Genomic DNA, 17,840 nt, shown 5'->3' with positions numbered 1-17,840 from the left:
AAACAATAATGATTTTTATGGAAGATACTTTTAAAACAATAGCAAATCCTGTTAAAGAAATTATATTTAAGGAAAAAAGTAGTAAGTTTTTGGGATATGTATTTCCTGTAAAAACCGAAGAGGAGATAAAGCAACATCTTGAAGCGGTAAAAAAGGAACATTATTCGGCACGACATTGGTGTTATGCTTGGCAATTGGGATACGGAAGTAAGCAACATTACCGAGCTAATGATGATGGAGAGCCTAATAATTCGGCAGGTATTCCTATTTATGGACAAATACAATCTTTTGAACTTACTGACGTTCTGGTAATAGTGGTTCGTTATTTTGGCGGAATTAAATTAGGGGTTGGCGGACTGGTTCAAGCCTATAAAACATCAGCACAACTAACATTACAAGAAGCTGAAATTGTTGAAAAAATAATCACACAGACACTCACACTTGTTTTTGATTACAAGGATATGAACAAAGTGATGCGTGTAATTAAAGAGCGTAATTTGCATATTATCAGTCAGAAAATGGAAATGAATTGCACAATTTCTGTTGAGGTACGCAATAGCGAGGTAGAGCAAACCAAATCAATTTTTGATTCCATTTATGGCGTTAAATTGATTGAGGATTAGCTATTTATTTAAAATCTAAATCATTGAATACTCCAATTCCGAAAAGGGCAAAGTCATATTTTGCGGGGTCTTTTGGATCAAATTGTCGTAAATGATTGTCGAGTTCTGTTAGGGCTTTTACATCATTTTTGGGGTGAGTTATAAGTCCTAAACTTCGAGCTACATTTCCTGAATGTACATCTAACGGGCAGGATAACATTGAGGGGGAAATTTCTTGCCAAATTCCAAAATCAACACCTGAATTATCTTTCCGAACCATCCAACGCAGGAACATATTAATACGTTTTGCGACCGAGCCTTTACGAGGATCGGGTAAGTGTTTTAGAGTTCTTGTGTGTTTTAACTCTCTGAAAAATAATTCTTTAAAATTTGAAATTCCTAGTTGTAAGTCATTATTTTCAATGCTATTTAAGAAAGCTTTTTCCAGTCCATTATGATGGGTATATATATTTTTGAGGCTTATTACGAACTGCTCCAAATCTTGACTATTAAAAGTACGATGAACAAATTTTTGCAGTCGTTCCAAATCATTTCTTGTATGCGACATCACAAAATCATAAGGTGAATTACCAAACAATTCCATTAGCTTCATTCCGCTGGAAATGATTGTTTTACGTTGCCCCCAAGCAATAACAGAAACTAAGAAACCTGCAATTTCAATATCTTCTTTTATAGAAAAATTTTTAGGTATTTGAATAGGGTCAGTTTCAATAAATTCTGGGCGGTTGTATTGTACTACTTTTTCGTCAAGAAAAGATTTTAATTCGCTGAAATTCATATAAACTTCCCGTCAAGCATTACTAATTTTCGGTCTGCCATATTGGCAAGTTCTTCATTGTGAGTTACAATCACGAAGGTTTGGTTAAAGGTTTTTCGTAAATCAAAAAACAATTGATGCAGATTATCAGCACTTTCTGAATCTAAATTTCCGCTGGGTTCATCGGCGAAAACTACTGAAGGATGGTTCATTAACGCTCTTGCCACAGAAATTCGTTGTTGCTCCCCACCCGACAAGGCATTAGGCTTATGATTAAATCTATCAGATAAATTTAGAAATGATAGCAATTCTTTAGCTCTTTTTTCGGCTTCCTTTTTTGCAGTTCCTTTTATAAAGGCTGGAATACAAACATTTTCTAATGCTGTAAATTCAGGTAATAACTGATGGAATTGGAAAATAAATCCGATGTGCTCGTTTCGGAATTTTGACAAGGCTTTTGAAGATAAGTTTTTTATGTCTATATTGTTGATATACAAAGAAGTATCTTGATTGTTATTAGCAGAATCTAATGTACCCAAAATATGAAGCAAAGTAGTTTTTCCTGCTCCTGAAGCTCCTACTATTGAAACAATTTCTCCTTTATTTACTTGAATATCAACTCCTTTTAGGACTTCTAAATCTCCGTAAGTTTTATGTATATTCTTAGCTTTAATCATAATAAAAGTAAATATTACAAGCTATTAATTTTTTCTTCTGCTAAAAGAAGAATTTTATTTACTTGCTCCTCAAAAGTTAAGTGTGAATTATCAATTTCGATAGCATCATCAGCCTTTATCAGAGGAGATTCTTTTCTTGTAGTATCAAGAAAATCACGTTGTTGTACGTTTTTGAGTACTTCTTCAAAAGATACGTTTTCTCCCTTTTCCTGAAGTTCTCTAAACCGACGCTCGGCACGAATCTGCTCTGAAGCTGTCATAAAAATTTTGAGTTCAGCATTCGGAAAAACGATTGTTCCTATATCGCGTCCGTCCATAACTATTCCTTTTTCCTCACCCATTTTTCTTTGTAAATCAACTAAATAGCTTCTTATCTCGGGAATTTTAGCGATTTCACTTACCAGATTTGCAATTTCAATACTTCGGATTTCCTGCTCAATATTTTTACCATTAAGGTACATTTCCGAAAAACCTAATTCTGAATTGTATTTGAATGATAAATCGCTGTTTTTCAGTTTTTTGATTAGTTTTTCTTTGTCTATATGAACTATATTTTCAAACTGCTTTGTTTTTTCGTTTTCTAAGCCAGTGACTGCTATATAGCCTTCTTTTACAGCTAAATACGTGGTTGCCCGATACATTGCTCCTGTATCAATGTACACATATCCCAATTTTTTTGCAATGGTTTTTGCTGTGGAGCTTTTTCCAGTTGAAGAAAATCCATCAATGGCAATGATTATTTTATGCATTTTTTACGAGTTATATTCCGCAAATATACTACTATTTGTTAAATCTTGAAATAAAAGTGACAAAGTGATGAAGCCTTTAGTGTAGAAGTAAACCAGTTGAAATAAATATAAAAATCTGTAAAAAATATTTTTTCTTTCTTTTTTGGATTGAAATGCACTCTTTTTGTTGATGACAATTTGGTTGAACTTACTCAAGTTAAGTAATAAAAAAAGGCTATTTTTTAAAATAGCCTTTTTTGTTATAATTATTTAGAAATTACTTTACATTGAAAGCTTTTTCTTGTGGGAAATACGCTACCAATCCTAATTCTTCTTCAATGCGAATCAATTGGTTGTATTTTGCCATACGGTCAGAACGTGAAGCTGAACCTGTTTTGATTTGTCCTGTATTCAATGCAACAGCCAAATCAGCGATAGTGTTGTCTTCAGTTTCTCCTGAACGGTGTGACATTACCGAAGTGTAACCTGCTCTGTGAGCCATTTCCACTGCTGCAATCGTTTCAGAAAGTGTACCGATTTGGTTTACTTTGATAAGGATAGAGTTAGCAACACCTTTTTCAATACCTCTCTCAAGGATAGAAACGTTTGTTACAAACAAATCATCTCCAACTAATTGTACTTTGTGTCCGATTTTTTCGGTAAGCATTTTCCAACCTTCCCAGTCGTTTTGGTCCATACCATCCTCGATTGAGATAATTGGATATTTTTCAACCAATTCAGCTAAGTAATTAACTTGCTCTTGTCTTGTACGAACTTTTCCTGAAGCTCCTTCAAATTTAGAGTAATCGTATTTTCCGTCAGCGTAGAACTCTGATGAAGCACAATCCAAAGCGATTTTAATTTCTTCGCCCCATTTGTAACCTGCATTTTCTACTGCTTTTTTGATAGAATCTAACGCGTCTTCTGTTCCTTCAAAAGTTGGAGCAAAACCTCCTTCGTCACCTACAGCAGTGCTTAATCCTCTGTCGTGCAATACTTTTTTCAAGTTATGGAAAACTTCTGCACCCATTTGGATAGCTTGAGAGAAGTTTTTAGCTTTTACAGGCATAATCATAAACTCTTGGAAAGCAATCGGAGCATCAGAGTGAGAACCTCCATTGATGATGTTCATCATTGGAACAGGCAATGTGTGTGCACTAACTCCACCTACATAACGATACAAAGGCAAATCCAATTCAGCAGCAGCAGCTTTTGCAACAGCTAAAGAAACACCTAAGATTGCATTAGCTCCCAATTTTGATTTGTTTGGTGTTCCATCAAGCTCAATCATTGTTCTGTCGATAAGATTTTGCTCGAAAACACTCATTCCAATAATTTCCTCAGCAATGATTTCGTTAACGTTAGCAACGGCTTTCAATACACCTTTACCCATATAATCTTTCCCTCCGTCACGAAGCTCAACTGCTTCATATTCACCAGTTGAAGCTCCTGAAGGAACAGCTGCTCTTCCAAGATGTCCGTTTTCTGTTATAACATCAACTTCTACTGTTGGATTTCCTCTTGAATCCAAAATTTGTCGTGCGTGTACGCCTACAATAATACTCATATTTTCTATTATTTTAATTAAAATTTCTTTTTATCAATTGACAATTTTAAATCAAGAACGATTTAACTAAAATCGTTCATTGCAAAATACTTATCCGTTAATTATTTTTCATCATTTCCGCAAATTGATCAAACAGATAAGTAGCATCGTTTGGTCCTGGTCCAGCTTCGGGGTGATACTGAACACTGAAACATTTTTTGCCTTTAACACGAATTCCCATAATGGTATCATCATTGAGGTGAACGTGCGTAATTTCAATATTTTTATTAGCTTCTGCTTGTTTTCTATCTACCGCAAAACCGTGATTTTGAGAGGTGATTTCTCCTTTTCCTGTAAGTAAGTTTTTTACAGGGTGATTAATTCCTCTGTGTCCGTTGTGCATTTTGAATGTGGGAACATCATTTGCCAAAGCAATGATTTGATGTCCTAAACAAATTCCGAACAAAGGCAAATCCTCTGCTATCATTTGTTTCACTTTTGCAATAACTTCTGTTAGTGGTTCAGGGTCTCCTGGTCCGTTTGAGAGAAAATATCCATCAGGATTCCATTTCTTTAACTCTTCCAGAGGAGTGTCATACGGAAAAACCTTTACATACATATCGCGTTTTGCCATATTTCTCAAAATGTTTTTCTTGATTCCAAAGTCAAGAGCGGCAACCCTGTACGTGGCGTTCTCATTACCAAAAAAATAAGGTTCAGTAACTGACACTTTCGAAGCCAATTCTAAACCTTTCATATCGGGAATTTCTTTAAGTTTTTCTTTAAGAATCGTTAAGTCGGTGGTTTCCGTTGAAATGACAGCATTCATTGAACCATTATCACGAATGTGAGCCACCAAAGCCCTAGTATCTACATCACAAATGGCTACCAGATTTGTTTTATCAAAAAAATCTTTCAGTGAGCCTGATGCACTTGGGCGAGAGTAATCGTAACTGAAATTTCGACAAACCAATCCAGCTATTTTAATGTTATCAGATTCATTTTCATCATCATTAACTCCGTAGTTGCCTATATGAGCATTGGCAGTTACCATAATTTGCCCATAATACGAAGGGTCAGTAAAAATTTCCTGATACCCTGTCATTCCCGTATTGAAACAAACCTCACCAAAAACAGTTCCTTCATTACCAACACTTTTCCCATAGAAAGCCATTCCGTCAGCAAGTAAGATGACTGCTTTTTTCTTTTCTTGATATTTCATTTTTTCACTCCTGAATTTTGACTGCAAATATAAGTAAAAAAGTGGGAAATGAAAAGCTAAAAATAAAAAAAGACCTCACTTAAAAGGAATTATTTTTTGTGAGGTCTTTTAAAAAAATCTTTAGTTCTTGTAGAAAGTTTCTAAAGCTGTTTTATCATCTAATTTTTTGATTTCATTTAGCAAAATTTTCTTCATTCGCTTGGTGATTTTTTCACTTGATTTTTGCCCATAAATGTTGTTCATTTCTTTAGGGTCTTTTTTCAAATCGTATAATTCCCAACCATTGTGTCTTTTGTAGAAACGAATCAATTTATAGCGTTTATCTTTTATGCCAAAATGCGGAGAGACAGCGTGTTCACCATTTTCATAATAATGATAATAAACTGTTTCACGTGTTTTTTTGCAAGGTTTTTTAAGTACAGGTAAGAAAGATTTACCTTGTATATCTGAAGGAATTGGTACACCCGCCATTTCCAATAAGGTGGGTGCGATATCTACGTTCATAACATAGCTTTCTGTGCTCTGTGGTTTTTTGATGTACTTTGGATACTTGATAACCATTGGAGTACGGAATGATTCCTCATACATCCAACGTTTATCATACCAGCCGTGTTCTCCCATATAAAATCCTTGGTCAGAAAGATAAATAACTATGGTGTTGTCAGATAGGTTATTTTTGTCCAAATAATCCATCATACGACCAATATTTCTATCAAGAGATAGTGCAGTTGCATAGTAATCACGCATATAACGCTGGAATTTCCATTCGGTAAGTGCCTTTCCTGAGAGTTTTTTCCTTTCAAAATCCACCTGAATGGCGTGATAAAAGTCGTTGTAAGCTTTTCTTTGCTCGGGAGTCATTCGAGTAAAGTTACCATCTTTATCTTCTTCTCCAGGACCAAACATTTTCAAGTCATATCCCATAATCATATGATTGGCGATGCTCATTTCTTGTTGTGAAGCTGGAATACGAGTTTTGTAATCGTCATAAAAATTGTCAGGAAGAGGGAAATTTATATTTTCGAAAGAACCCAAATCTTGAATATCAGGCATCCAAGTACGATGTGTTGCCTTATGTCCTACTATTAAGCAAAAAGGTTTGTTTGTATTTCTGTTGTCAAGCCACTTTTCTGCTTCGTTTTCAACAACTTCAGTAACATAACCTTCTTCACGAACTGTTTTTCCTCCTTCGATGTAAAAATCAGGATTGAAATAGTGACCTTGCCCAATCAAAATTTTGAAAAAATCAAATCCTTTTGGGTCTTTTCCTAAGTGATATTTCCCAATCCAAGCAGTTTGATAACCATTCTGTTGCAGAAGATTTACAAATTGCTGTTGATTTGAATTGTAATGTGAAGTTTCATTATCGGTGTATCCGTTCTTATGGCTAAATTTTCCTGTCAGAATACACGCTCTGCTGGGACCACAGATTGAATTGGCTACATACGCCTTATTAAACGTCAATCCTTGGTCTGACAATTTATCAATGTTTGGAGTGTATGAGGTTTCACCTTTATTGTATGCTCCGATTGATTGAAAGGAATGGTCGTCAGAAATGATAATGACGATGTTAGGTTGTTTTTGTTGTCCCCAAGCCATAAGCGAGAGAAAGAAACTAAATAAAATCAGAATTTTTTTCATCATAAAACGTTGGTATATGTTGATTATTAAAAATTTACATTTCAGAATCGGCTTCATCAAGGTAAGCTTTCCGAACTTTTTTGAATAATTCAGAAGAATATACAAAATCTGTAACGGCCTCATTATCGGTTCTGAAAATAGTTTCTTTGGAGCCCTCCCATTCTTTATATCCGTTTTTGAGAAAGATGATTTTTTCTCCTATTTCCATTACGGAATTCATATCGTGGGTGTTAATGACAGTTGTGATATTGAATTCTTCTGTAATTTCTTTTATCAGGTTATCTATTACGATGGCTGTTTTTGGGTCGAGACCAGAGTTGGGTTCGTCACAAAATAAATAATTAGGACGATTCACAATGGCACGAGCAATTGCAACCCTTTTCTGCATTCCTCCTGAAATTTCGGAAGGAAGCTTATTTTCGGCATTTACCAAATTTACCCTATTGAGAACCATATCAGCCCTTTCGCGGATTTCTTCTTTCGTTTTTGTGGAGAACATTTTTAGTGGAAACATCACATTTTCAAGTACAGTCATTGAATCAAAAAGGGCACTTCCTTGAAAAACCATTCCCATTTTTTGTCGTAATTTTGTTCGTTCGTCACGTTTCATTTCAGCATAACGAACACCATCGTAAATAATATCACCTTTGTCAGGAATGAAAAGACCTAACAAGGATTTGAGAAAAACCGTTTTACCAGAACCACTTTGCCCAATAATCAAATTCGTTTTTCCTTTTTCAAAAGTAGTCGAAATTCCTTTCAAAACAGGATTTTCATTAAAGGATTTATGTAAATTTTCTACTTGAATCATTTTTATTAATGTTACGTGTTGTTTTCTTCTTTTTTAAAAGAAAATTAAGCGTAAAATAGTTGTGTTATTACTGAATTAGAAAGAATTATCACAATACTTGTCCAAACGAAAGACGTGGTACTTGCTTTACCAACGTCCAAAGCCCCTCCTCTCATAAAATATCCGTGATATGCAGGTATTGTTGCCAAGAAGAATGCAAAAACAATCGTTTTGGTAAAAGCATAAACTAAGCTATATACTTTAAAATCAAGTTGAACACCTTGTATAAATTCACTTGAAGTGGTGTATCCGCTGACTACTGCTGATGTCCAACCACCCAATATTCCTAAATACATTCCCATTGCTATCAGAAAAGGAAGTAATAAAAGGGCAATTATTTTAGGAAAAACCAAGTAATTCAAGGAGTTGATACCCATCATATCAAGTGCGTCAATTTGTTCAGTAACACGCATTGTCCCTATACTTGAAGTTATGAAAGACCCCACTTTCCCTGCCAGAATAATCGCGACAAACGTAGGGGCAAATTCCAAAATAATGGATTGACGTGTAGCAAACCCAATTAAATATTTTGGGATAAAAGGATTATCAATATTTAAAGCTGTTTGAACAGAAACAACTCCCCCAACAAAGAAAGAAATAAAGGCAACAATACCAATAGAGCTGAAAATCAAATCATCAATTTCTCGAAGAATTAAATCCTTCATAATTGACCAACGAGTTCTTTTCCGAAATATGTTGTAGAGCATAATGAAATATCCTCCAACGGCAGCAATGTGTTTCATACTAAAAAAATTATGTTATTTAGTGAGTTTTTTAGCTTATTAATTCAAACAAAGCGAATTGACTAAATAACATTTAACTAAAACATTGGCAAAAGTAGTAAAAAAATCCTCACTGGCAAAATCTGTATTTTAATTAGATTCTTCATTTTGAAGATAATCAATTTGCTTATGAGTAGAAAATATCCATAAATTTGCCACCCAAAAATACATTTTGTACTTTCATAATTAATAAATATAATAATGAAGTTAGAAAAAGAAATACAATTCATTTTAGCACTTGATGCTTTAAAAAACATACAACGAAGAAATTATATTCTAGATGATTCTCGTAGAGAAAATTCAGCTGAACACAGTTGGCAAATAATGGTTTTTGCTCAGATTTTATATCCCTATGCTAAAAATAGAGAACAGATTGATTTACTTAGAGTTATCAGAATGTTGTCTATTCACGATGTGGTAGAAATTGACGCAGGAGATACGTTTATTTTTGATGAACAAGCAATGGTAGGTAAATATGAAAGGGAACTGGCTTCTGCAACACGTATTTTTGGGATTTTAGACGAACCTCTTCGTAGTGAGTTTTTGAATTTGTGGGAAGAATTTGAGGCAGAGCAAACGCCAGATGCTATTTTTGCTTGTGCAGTGGATAGAATAATGCCATTTGTACTGAACACTCATACTTCAGCAAAAAGTTGGTTACAGGCAAAAGTAAGTGAACAGCAAATCCGAAAAGTAATTGAAAACACCGTGAAAAGAGCTTCTGATAGTATGGGAGAGGCTTTTGATGTATTGTTGCAAAAGGCTTTAGATGAAAATAAAATATTTAGCAAGTAGAAGTATATAAAAAATTTTAGCCGAATAATTGCTTATAAAAAGAAAAATTCATTGCAGAATTTCTGTTGGGAAAACGTCGTACATTGTGATTTCCAAAACGAAGTATCAAATGTTTGGATGAAATATAGTTGATAAAAATTTGCATATTACACAAATAGTTGTAATTTTGCACCCCAATTTCAAGTACTTGTGTGCTTGAAAGATATAGAAAAGGAATGTTTAATTTTTTAAAACGAGTAATGTGGATACATTAAGCTACAAAACAATTTCAGTGAACAAAAACACCGCTAATAAAAAGTGGGTTTTGGTAGATGCTGAAGGACAGACATTAGGTCGTCTTGCTTCAAAAGTGGCTAAGTTGCTACGTGGCAAGTACAAACCTGAATTTACGCCACACGTTGATTGCGGGGATAACGTTATTGTTATCAACGCAGAGAAAATCAACTTGACAGGTAATAAGTGGAACGACAAAGAATACCTTCGTTACACAGGTTATCCAGGAGGGCAGAGAGTACAAATAGCTAAGGACGTCTTAGCAAAACACCCTGAGCGTTTAATCGAAAAAGCGGTTAAAGGTATGTTACCTAAAAACAAATTGGGTGCGGCGATTTTGCGTAATTTGAAAGTGTATGTAGGTAAAGAGCACAAACACGAAGCTCAACAACCTACTGCCATTAACTTAAACGATTTGAAATAATGGAAGTAATTCACAAAATTGGTAGAAGAAAAACTGCCGTTGCACGTATTTACTTAAAACCAGGTAACGGAACTATCAGTGTAAACAAAAGAGAATTAAATGATTACTTTACCACTTCAGCTCTTCAGTACAAAGTGAAACAACCATTTTTGTTGTTGGGAACAGAAGATGCTTACGATGTAAAAGTAAACGTGTATGGTGGAGGAATCACAGGACAAGCTGAAGCAATCCGTTTGGCGATTTCAAGAGCTCTTTGTGAGATTGACGCTGAAAACAGAGCTACATTAAAACCTGAAGGATTACTAACGAGAGACCCACGTATGGTTGAACGTAAAAAATTCGGTCAGAAAAAAGCTCGTAAGAGATTCCAGTTCTCTAAACGTTAATACGTTATCAGTACGATTAAAGGAAATAAAAACATTGTTGTCGTTGTTCCTTTTCAGAAGGAATTTAGTTTAGCATCCAAATGCTGTTGGCAAACGATTGTTTCCTCTTCAACATTGCTAAATCAACGGAACGTAAACTACTAGAAAAAATGGCAAATAACATAGAAATTAAAGAATTGCTAGATGCTGGTGTTCATTTTGGACACTTGACTAGAAAGTGGAATCCAAATATGGCTCCATATATTTACATGGAACGTAACGGAATTCACGTCATAAACCTATATAAAACAGCAGCAAAAATTGAAGAAGCAAGCGAGGCTTTGAGAAAAATCGCAGCTTCAGGAAAAAAAATTCTTTTTGTTGCTACTAAAAAACAAGCAAAGGACGTAGTTGCTGAAAAAGCAACTTCTGTTAAGATGCCTTACATTACTGAAAGATGGCCAGGAGGTATGTTAACAAACTTTGTTACTATCCGTAAAGCGGTGAAAAAAATGTCTTCTATCGACAAAATGAAGAAAGATGGAACATTTGAAACCCTTTCAAAAAGAGAAAAACTACAAATTGAGCGTTTAAGAGAGAAACTTGAGAAAAACTTAGGTTCTATTGCTGATATGTCACGCCTTCCAGGGGCTTTGTTTGTGGTTGACACAATGCGTGAGCACATTGCTGTAAAAGAAGCTCAAAAATTAAACATTCCTATTTTTGCAATGGTGGATACAAATTCAGACCCTCGTGAGGTGGACTACGTTATCCCAGCAAATGATGACGCTTCAAAATCAATAGAAAAAGTTCTTACGTATGTAACAGAAGCTATCAACGAAGGACTTTCAGGAAAAACGTCTGATAAAGAAAATAAAGAGGCAGAAACTGCTGAATAATTATTTGAATTGTTTGAGATTGTTTAGCTTTAAATAAAAACTAAACTTTCAACAAAACATCAAACAGAATAATGAAGTAATTATGTTTGCAAAGTGAAATGCCTTTGGAACATAGTTACTTTGTTTTTTTAAAAATAAGTTAATTCATTCATTTAAAAACGATTAAATACTATGGCAAATATTACAGCTGCAGAAGTAAACAAATTAAGACAGGCAACAGGTGCTGGTATGATGGACTGCAAAGCTGCTTTGATTGAAGCAGAAGGAGATTTTGATAAAGCTATTGAAATTCTACGTAAAAAAGGACAAAAAGTAGCTGCAAAAAGAGCTGACCGCGATTCAAGTGAGGGAGCTGTTATCGCAAAAGTAAATGCTGACAATACAAAAGGAGCTATTGTTTCTTTGAATTGTGAAACGGATTTTGTTGCTAAAAATGAGGCTTTTGTGGCTTTAGCAAAAGATTTAGCAGAACTAGCTTTGTCTGTAAATTCAAAAGAGGAATTATTGGCTTCTGATTATAAAGGAATTACAGTTGCGGAGAAACTAACTGAACAAACAGGAGTAATCGGAGAGAAAATAGAGGTGGGTTCATTTGAGAAATTAGATGCACCTTTCGTAGGGTCTTACATTCACCACGGGAACAAAATTGCTTCTTTGGTAGGCTTGTCTGCAAGTATTTCAGATGCTGGTGATGTTTCGAAAAACCTAGCGATGCAAATTGCTGCAATGGGGGCTGAAGTTCTCTCAAATAAAGATTTTTCTGCTGATTACCTTGCTAAAGAAACTGAAGCTCGTATCGCAATCATTGAAAAAGAGAACGAAGAATTGGCACGTTTGGGCAAACCACTCAAAAATGTTCCTAAATATGTTTCTTATGCTCAATTGACAGAAGAAGTGTTAAAACAAGCTGAGGAAGATGCAAAAGCAGAACTAAAAGCGGAAGGGAAACCAGAGCAAATTTGGGATAAAATTCTTCCTGGTAAGTTGCAAAGATTCATTAGTGATAATACAACTTTAGACCAAGAGAAAGCATTATTAGATCAAGTTTACATCTCTGACGAGTCTAAAAAAGTTTCTGAGTACGTAAAATCAAAGGGTGTCGAAATCACAGGGTTTAAGCGTGTAGCGTTATAAAATTACCGAAAAGAAATGAGATTATAAAAAAATCGGATTCATTACAATGAATCCGATTTTTTATATATGAGAATGACTTAAAATCAAGTAATAAAAAAATTTAGAAAGTTAGAACGACTTCAAATTCTCAAAAAAACATTTATTCCAGAATATAAATTGGATATCTTAAATGTTGCTTTTCATAATGAGGAGTTTGCTTGTAAATCCAATTGAGTTGTTCGTAACTATCATTAGCAAAAGCTTTATCTTTCTTTTTCATAATCTCCAAAGAATCTTTTAAATGGGGATTATTATTTAAAAATTCCAAAGCTATTTCTTCAAAAACGTATGGAGAAAAGTGTTCTTTCTGTTGTAAAATAGCATCAAAGAAATTCCAATTGAAAAAAGAATCAACAGATTCAGGTTCAAGGACTTCTATCAAATATCTTTTTGCAGATTGATTTACTTCCACAATCCAATCACCCTTTTTAATTTCGATACTATCTTTGTGTTTTGAAACTTCTGTGTTGAAATGCAAATAATGTCCTTCAAAAGGTTTTTCTGTTGTATTGTAACTTTCAATTCGGTAGTAATTAACATACATTAAAGAGTCTTTCTGAACTTCTTTTAAATTTACTTTATTGATTTTCAGTCGCTCAATTATATTGTTCCAAACTTTTGGAATTATATAGGCTTTGGGAGTTTTTACACTTTTTTCAGCTACGAAATGTTCATAATACGGAATTTCTTTAATGAAGGGTTTTTCTCTATTGTATTTTAGCCTAGGTAAGCCTGTTACGTCACTAATCAGAGTATCAGCTTTGTAACCGTGAAATAAGATTTTTGAAACTTTTGTGCTATCTAATTTCCATCGAATAGGAAAATCGGTTTTAGCTAAATCTTCTTCAAATTGTTGAATTCTTAATTGTTTAATATTCTTAGAATCAGAATTTAAGATATCAAGAAGACTTTTCATCATTTCATAATTGGCTTCAACTCTTTGTTTGTAAGGTTTTAGCATATGGGTTTCAATCAAAATCCCCATACAATTCCACAAATTTACATATCCTGTTGAATAACGAGGAGAATCAACGCCACTGCTATATCCTTCACTGTCAGGAGGTTTATTCCAAACATTCACGTATGGAATTAAATGCCAAAAAGGTTTTGGCAAGGAGTCATTTTTGAATTCATTTTGCTGTTTTACGAGTGAATCGGATAAACGAGGAATTAATGTATCACGCATATAAGTTCCTACGAATGAGCCTGACTTATTAGGTTGAGAAATTCCATACGTCAGAATATGTTGATAATCAGCACCGTTTGTTACGTGATTATCAATAAATATGTCAGGCTGAACCAAGTGAAATATTTTTGCAAAAGAAAGTGCATTTTCGGAGTCATTTTTAATAAAATCACGATTTAAGTCCAAATTTTTTGCATTTCCTCTAAAGCCATATTCTTTTGGACCATTTTGATTCACACGTGAAGCTGAGTTTCGATTTAAGGCTCCACCAATATTGTACACAGGAATAGCTACAATAACCACATTTTCAGGTGTTTTTATTTGTTTTTCAGCTAAGTTTCTGAATAAAAGCATTGTAGCGTCAATCCCATCAGTCTCCCCAGGATGAATACCATTATTGATTAAAACGATAGTTTTTTCTTTCTGAAGTTTTGCAAAGTTGAACTCAGCATCAGCACTATACGTTACAATATGCAAAGGTAAACCGCTATCCGTCTGCCCCATTGTTTTTAGGTTAACAGAACTATATTCTTTTGATAAATTTTTGTAAAAATCTATGACTTCTTCATAGGTAGCACTTTCTGTTCCGTTTGAAGTTTCAAAACGTGTAACAAAGCCTTCCTTTGGAGAGAAGAAGATAGTTTCACAAGAAATGAGAAAAAATACAAAGAATAGAAACGACAAAAAAAATCTCATATAGCGTGTTTTGAAAAAAATCTATAATTGTTCAATTCCCCATTCAGAAACGTATCTTTCGTATTCTTTTGGACTTATGGAACGAATGCCATCCTTTAATAAGCGAACTTTATACCCCAAAGAAAGAGCGTCATTTACACTATATGCTACACAAAAATCTCCTGCTAATCCACAGAAAGTGAGTTCTGTAACATTTTTGTCTTTCAGGAATCCGTGAAGTCCAGTATTATTGAGTTTATTGTTATCAAAAAAAGCACTATAGCTATCTATTTCAGGATTCATTCCTTTTCGGAAAATAGCGGTTATAGGGCATTTATCTAAATCCTCGTGCAGATCGGCTCCGAATGTACCTTGAACGCAATGTTCAGGCCAAAGAATTTGATTAACTCCTTTTAAATCAATAGTATCAAATAGATTTTTACCCTTATGGTTAGAAGCAAAACTTTGGTGATTTTGTGGATGCCAATCCTGAGTTGCTATAACAAAATCATAACCAGATTGCATTTCTTTATTTATAAAAGGTATAATTTTATCGCCTTCAGCTACGGGTAACGCTCCTGTTGGCATAAAGTCGTTTTGTACATCAATGATAATGAGTGCTTTCATAGAATTCTAAATCTCTAAATTGAAAATATCACACAGATTTTTCTGAAACCTGTGTGACTTGAATTTAATAAGTTAAAAAGTTGAGTTTGAATTACTCAATGATTATTTCATCAATAAATAAAAACCCTAATTTTCCTCTGGCTTGTGTGTGCCAATTGGGAATGCTTTGTTCCGAAGCGATTTTTATTTTTACATAACGTGTCTTTGTTGGGGCGAACGACAAAGAATGTGTACGAATTTCGCTTTTGTGTCCTTCTGCTTCCTGTGGATAGGTTTCAGAGGCTACTTCCTGAAAATTTTTCCCATCATCAGATATAGCTACGGAAAAACTACGAGCGTCGTAAATCCAATCGCCTGTAATAACATTCGCATTGAAAGCTACTTTTGAAATTTCAGTGGCATCTACCAAATCAATTACGGCTTCCAAATCGTTTCCTGAGAAGGCAATCCAACGTCCAGTTCTGAAATTTTGGTCTCCCACACAGCCGTCCACCAAAGTAGAAGCTCCACCGAACTTGTAGGAAGGATAAATTTCAGTTTTCATATCAATAGCTCTTGCTGTGGCTTTATTAAATTTGAAATCTTCAGAGAAAACACGGGTTTTTCCGTTTTCTCGAATTCCGATGGCACGTAGTTGTGCATCTTTTTTAATTTTGATAGGCTCAGTATATTTTTCCGATTTTTCGGAAGGCTCACTTCCGTCCAAAGTGTAATAAACGGCGGCGTTATCAACGGTAGCAAAGGCAACTTCAATGGCTCCTTCCTTTTCTAAAGCAGTAATATCCGCCTTTAAATCAAAGATATGCGTAGCGTAATTGTATCCGTACAATTCGTAGATTTTAATGAGAGAAACCACACGCTGTAAGAAATCAGGATAGTTTTTCTTCTCGGGTTGTGTCCATTGCACTTCGGCTAAGGCTGCATATCGAGGCAGTGCCATATATTGTACTTGTTTGAAAGTTTTTATGTATTCTGTCCAGATGTTGGCTTGTACACCTAAGATGTGTTTTCTTTGCTCAGGAGTGAGTGCATCAGGGATAGGCTCGAAGCTGTATGCTCTTTCCACAGGAACATATCCTCCAATAGCAAGAGGTTCATTTTCAGTGTCTTTTGATTGATAGTAATCAAAATAAAGAAAAGACATTGGTGTCATAATGGCATCGTGTCCTGTTTGTGCGGCGAAAGTTCCTCCCTCAATGCCTCTCCACGACATCACAGTAGCATTCGGAGCAATGCCTCCTTCCAGAATTTCGTCCCAACCGATGATTTTTCTTCCTCTTTTAGCTAAAACTCGCTCAGCAAATGAAATGACGTGACTTTGTAGATACTCTTCAGCGGTGTGTTTGTCGTCCTTTTTGATGCCTAATTCCTTGATTTTTAACTGACATTTAGGGCATTTTTCCCAACGAACTTTGGGGCTTTCATCGCCACCAATATGAATGTATTCTGAAGGGAAGATATCAGCAACTTCGTTTAAAATATCCTCAATGAACTCGTAAACTTTTTGATTTCCAGCACAAAGTACGTCATCAGAAACTCCCCATTGCGTCCAAACTTCATACGGACCTCCTGTACAGCCTAATTCGGGATAAGTTGCCAAAACAGCTTGCATATGCCCAGGTAGGTCGATTTCAGGAATTACAGTAATGTGTCGTTCTTTTGCGTAGGCTACAATTTCTTTAAGTTCTTCTTGAGTGTAAAATCCTTCGTAAGGTTTTCCATCGTACTTACCAGAATTTCTGCCAATTACAGTTTCTTTACGTTTTGAACCAATTTGAGTGAGTTCTGGATATTTTTTGCTTTCTACTCGCCAACCTTGGTCATCTGTTAGATGCCAATGAAAAGTATTCATATTGTGCAAAGCCATCATATCCACGAAAATTTTGATAGAATCCAACGGGAAAAAATGACGAGCTACATCCAAATGAGCCCCACGATACCCAAAACGGGGAGCATCTGAAATAGATATAAAGTCAATTTCAATCTCTTTAACTTTTTTTACAGGTATTGCCTTTCGTAACGTTTGAATTCCATAAAAAACACCAGCTTCACTTGCTCCTTCAATAATGATGCCTTTCTCGTTTACAGTGAGTTTATAAGATTCTTTATTTTCAGAAGATTCATCTGCTCTTAGTTGAATAGTATTTTCTGTGTTTTCAATTTTAGAGGTAATGGTAAGAGCGATTCCTGTTTGTTTTTCAATGTATTCTGATAGAAATGTTGCATTTTTTTTCAGAATTTCATTGCTCTCCGGATAGATAATTTTGGTGGAGTTGTTCAGTATAAAATGCCCTTCTTTATCATTACTGATTTGTTTTGGCATTGGAATGATTTGAAAATCAGCTTTTGAGATTTCTTTTTTACTCTCACAAGAGATAATAAGCAGAGCCATTACTAAATAGGTTAGTGTAGATTTTATTTTCATCAATCTTAAATTATTGGTTCGACTCGACAAAGGTAACCATTTTTTCTCTTAAATAAAACAAAAAATTTTTGAGTAGAGAAAATGTTATAATGTAGTACATAAGCCAAATTGTCATTCGAAGATTTATAAAATAAAATCCTAAGTGTTTTCAGTATTTTTGAGTATGTTTCTG

At 34.6% G+C, this 17,840-nt stretch carries 17 protein-coding genes; 6 read left to right on the top strand and 11 right to left on the bottom strand.

Annotated elements, in window-relative coordinates:
• Window positions 1-17: 17 nt before the first annotated feature.
• Window positions 18-623, top strand: a complete 606-nt coding sequence (locus tag CGC48_RS03200) for an IMPACT family protein (protein WP_098029741.1) — start codon at window positions 18-20, stop codon at window positions 621-623.
• A gap of 4 nt (window positions 624-627) precedes the next feature.
• On the opposite strand, the gene CGC48_RS03195 is transcribed toward CGC48_RS03200, so the two are convergent.
• The 8 genes from CGC48_RS03195 to CGC48_RS03160 all read right to left on the bottom strand — a co-directional run bounded on the left by CGC48_RS03195 (window position 628) and on the right by CGC48_RS03160 (window position 8,787).
• Entirely contained in the window at window positions 628-1,401 is a 774-nt protein-coding gene (locus tag CGC48_RS03195; protein WP_098028444.1) for a TIGR02757 family protein, read from the bottom strand.
• On the bottom strand, window positions 1,398-2,057 hold the full coding sequence (locus tag CGC48_RS03190) for an ABC transporter ATP-binding protein (RefSeq protein WP_098028443.1): 660 nt from the start codon (window positions 2,055-2,057) through the stop codon (window positions 1,398-1,400). Before CGC48_RS03190 ends, CGC48_RS03195 begins: the two co-directional genes overlap by 4 nt.
• Before the next feature lie 14 nt (window positions 2,058-2,071).
• On the bottom strand, window positions 2,072-2,806 hold the full coding sequence (gene cmk / locus CGC48_RS03185) for a (d)CMP kinase (RefSeq protein WP_098028442.1): 735 nt from the start codon (window positions 2,804-2,806) through the stop codon (window positions 2,072-2,074).
• A 256-nt stretch (window positions 2,807-3,062) separates the two neighbouring features.
• Window positions 3,063-4,352 (bottom strand): phosphopyruvate hydratase, encoded by a 1,290-nt coding sequence (gene eno, locus CGC48_RS03180; protein ID WP_041995695.1) that lies wholly within the window; start codon window positions 4,350-4,352, stop codon window positions 3,063-3,065.
• Between the two features lie 97 nt (window positions 4,353-4,449).
• The gene (gene carA / locus CGC48_RS03175; protein ID WP_098028441.1) at window positions 4,450-5,553 is read right to left on the bottom strand and encodes a glutamine-hydrolyzing carbamoyl-phosphate synthase small subunit; all 1,104 of its coding nucleotides are present in this window, start codon (window positions 5,551-5,553) and stop codon (window positions 4,450-4,452) included.
• Window positions 5,554-5,673: 120 nt separating this feature from the next.
• Entirely contained in the window at window positions 5,674-7,194 is a 1,521-nt protein-coding gene (locus tag CGC48_RS03170) for a sulfatase family protein (protein ID WP_098029740.1), read from the bottom strand.
• Between the two features lie 34 nt (window positions 7,195-7,228).
• Window positions 7,229-8,005: an ABC transporter ATP-binding protein gene (locus CGC48_RS03165; protein ID WP_098028440.1), complete on the bottom strand. Its 777-nt coding sequence runs from the start codon at window positions 8,003-8,005 to the stop codon at window positions 7,229-7,231.
• A 44-nt stretch (window positions 8,006-8,049) separates the two neighbouring features.
• On the bottom strand, window positions 8,050-8,787 hold the full coding sequence (locus CGC48_RS03160; RefSeq protein ID WP_041994241.1) for an MlaE family ABC transporter permease: 738 nt from the start codon (window positions 8,785-8,787) through the stop codon (window positions 8,050-8,052).
• A gap of 240 nt (window positions 8,788-9,027) precedes the next feature.
• Between CGC48_RS03160 and CGC48_RS03155 the strand changes: the two genes are divergently transcribed.
• The 5 genes from CGC48_RS03155 (at window position 9,028) to tsf (ending at window position 12,716) form a co-directional block, all read left to right on the top strand.
• Complete coding sequence (locus CGC48_RS03155; RefSeq protein WP_018279699.1) at window positions 9,028-9,621, top strand: HD domain-containing protein; 594 nt, start codon at window positions 9,028-9,030, stop codon at window positions 9,619-9,621.
• 241 nt (window positions 9,622-9,862) lie between these two features.
• The gene (gene rplM / locus CGC48_RS03150) at window positions 9,863-10,318 is read left to right on the top strand and encodes a 50S ribosomal protein L13 (RefSeq protein ID WP_098028439.1); all 456 of its coding nucleotides are present in this window, start codon (window positions 9,863-9,865) and stop codon (window positions 10,316-10,318) included.
• Window positions 10,318-10,704, top strand: a complete 387-nt coding sequence (rpsI, locus tag CGC48_RS03145; protein WP_018279701.1) for a 30S ribosomal protein S9 — start codon at window positions 10,318-10,320, stop codon at window positions 10,702-10,704. The genes rplM and rpsI overlap by 1 nt, the downstream gene beginning before the upstream one ends.
• 149 nt (window positions 10,705-10,853) lie before the next feature.
• Entirely contained in the window at window positions 10,854-11,582 is a 729-nt protein-coding gene (gene rpsB, locus CGC48_RS03140) for a 30S ribosomal protein S2 (RefSeq protein ID WP_026193917.1), read from the top strand.
• Window positions 11,583-11,753: 171 nt separating this feature from the next.
• Window positions 11,754-12,716: a translation elongation factor Ts gene (gene tsf, locus CGC48_RS03135; RefSeq protein ID WP_041994235.1), complete on the top strand. Its 963-nt coding sequence runs from the start codon at window positions 11,754-11,756 to the stop codon at window positions 12,714-12,716.
• Window positions 12,717-12,855: 139 nt separating this feature from the next.
• Here tsf and CGC48_RS03130 read toward each other — a convergent pair whose 3' ends face one another.
• The 3 genes from CGC48_RS03130 to CGC48_RS03120 form a co-directional block, all read right to left on the bottom strand.
• Complete coding sequence (locus CGC48_RS03130; RefSeq protein WP_098028438.1) at window positions 12,856-14,637, bottom strand: M14 family metallopeptidase; 1,782 nt, start codon at window positions 14,635-14,637, stop codon at window positions 12,856-12,858.
• 21 nt (window positions 14,638-14,658) lie between these two features.
• Window positions 14,659-15,243: a bifunctional nicotinamidase/pyrazinamidase gene (pncA, locus tag CGC48_RS03125; protein ID WP_018279705.1), complete on the bottom strand. Its 585-nt coding sequence runs from the start codon at window positions 15,241-15,243 to the stop codon at window positions 14,659-14,661.
• A 91-nt stretch (window positions 15,244-15,334) separates the two neighbouring features.
• Complete coding sequence (locus CGC48_RS03120) at window positions 15,335-17,668, bottom strand: glycoside hydrolase family 20 protein (protein ID WP_098028437.1); 2,334 nt, start codon at window positions 17,666-17,668, stop codon at window positions 15,335-15,337.
• Window positions 17,669-17,840 lie beyond the last annotated feature (172 nt).

Source organism: Capnocytophaga cynodegmi (genome assembly GCF_002302475.1).
Lineage (GTDB): Bacteria > Bacteroidota > Bacteroidia > Flavobacteriales > Flavobacteriaceae > Capnocytophaga > Capnocytophaga cynodegmi.
The sequence above is the reverse complement of the archived record's forward strand: the minus strand, read 5'-3'. Positions and strand labels throughout refer to the sequence as shown.

Excerpts from the sequence above, each read along its gene's own strand:
- CGC48_RS03200 (WP_098029741.1), top strand. The coding sequence starts at position 18 with ATGGAAGATACTTTTAAAACAATAGCAAATCCTGTTAAAGAAATTATA.
- CGC48_RS03195 (WP_098028444.1), bottom strand. The coding sequence starts at position 1,401 with ATGAATTTCAGCGAATTAAAATCTTTTCTTGACGAAAAAGTAGTACAA.
- CGC48_RS03190 (WP_098028443.1), bottom strand. The coding sequence starts at position 2,057 with ATGATTAAAGCTAAGAATATACATAAAACTTACGGAGATTTAGAAGTC.
- cmk (WP_098028442.1), bottom strand. The coding sequence starts at position 2,806 with ATGCATAAAATAATCATTGCCATTGATGGATTTTCTTCAACTGGAAAA.
- eno (WP_041995695.1), bottom strand. The coding sequence starts at position 4,352 with ATGAGTATTATTGTAGGCGTACACGCACGACAAATTTTGGATTCAAGA.
- carA (WP_098028441.1), bottom strand. The coding sequence starts at position 5,553 with ATGAAATATCAAGAAAAGAAAAAAGCAGTCATCTTACTTGCTGACGGA.
- CGC48_RS03170 (WP_098029740.1), bottom strand. The coding sequence starts at position 7,194 with ATGAAAAAAATTCTGATTTTATTTAGTTTCTTTCTCTCGCTTATGGCT.
- CGC48_RS03165 (WP_098028440.1), bottom strand. The coding sequence starts at position 8,005 with ATGATTCAAGTAGAAAATTTACATAAATCCTTTAATGAAAATCCTGTT.
- CGC48_RS03160 (WP_041994241.1), bottom strand. The coding sequence starts at position 8,787 with ATGAAACACATTGCTGCCGTTGGAGGATATTTCATTATGCTCTACAAC.
- CGC48_RS03155 (WP_018279699.1), top strand. The coding sequence starts at position 9,028 with ATGAAGTTAGAAAAAGAAATACAATTCATTTTAGCACTTGATGCTTTA.
- rpsI (WP_018279701.1), top strand. The coding sequence starts at position 10,318 with ATGGAAGTAATTCACAAAATTGGTAGAAGAAAAACTGCCGTTGCACGT.
- rpsB (WP_026193917.1), top strand. The coding sequence starts at position 10,854 with ATGGCAAATAACATAGAAATTAAAGAATTGCTAGATGCTGGTGTTCAT.
- tsf (WP_041994235.1), top strand. The coding sequence starts at position 11,754 with ATGGCAAATATTACAGCTGCAGAAGTAAACAAATTAAGACAGGCAACA.
- CGC48_RS03130 (WP_098028438.1), bottom strand. The coding sequence starts at position 14,637 with ATGAGATTTTTTTTGTCGTTTCTATTCTTTGTATTTTTTCTCATTTCT.
- pncA (WP_018279705.1), bottom strand. The coding sequence starts at position 15,243 with ATGAAAGCACTCATTATCATTGATGTACAAAACGACTTTATGCCAACA.
- CGC48_RS03120 (WP_098028437.1), bottom strand. The coding sequence starts at position 17,668 with ATGAAAATAAAATCTACACTAACCTATTTAGTAATGGCTCTGCTTATT.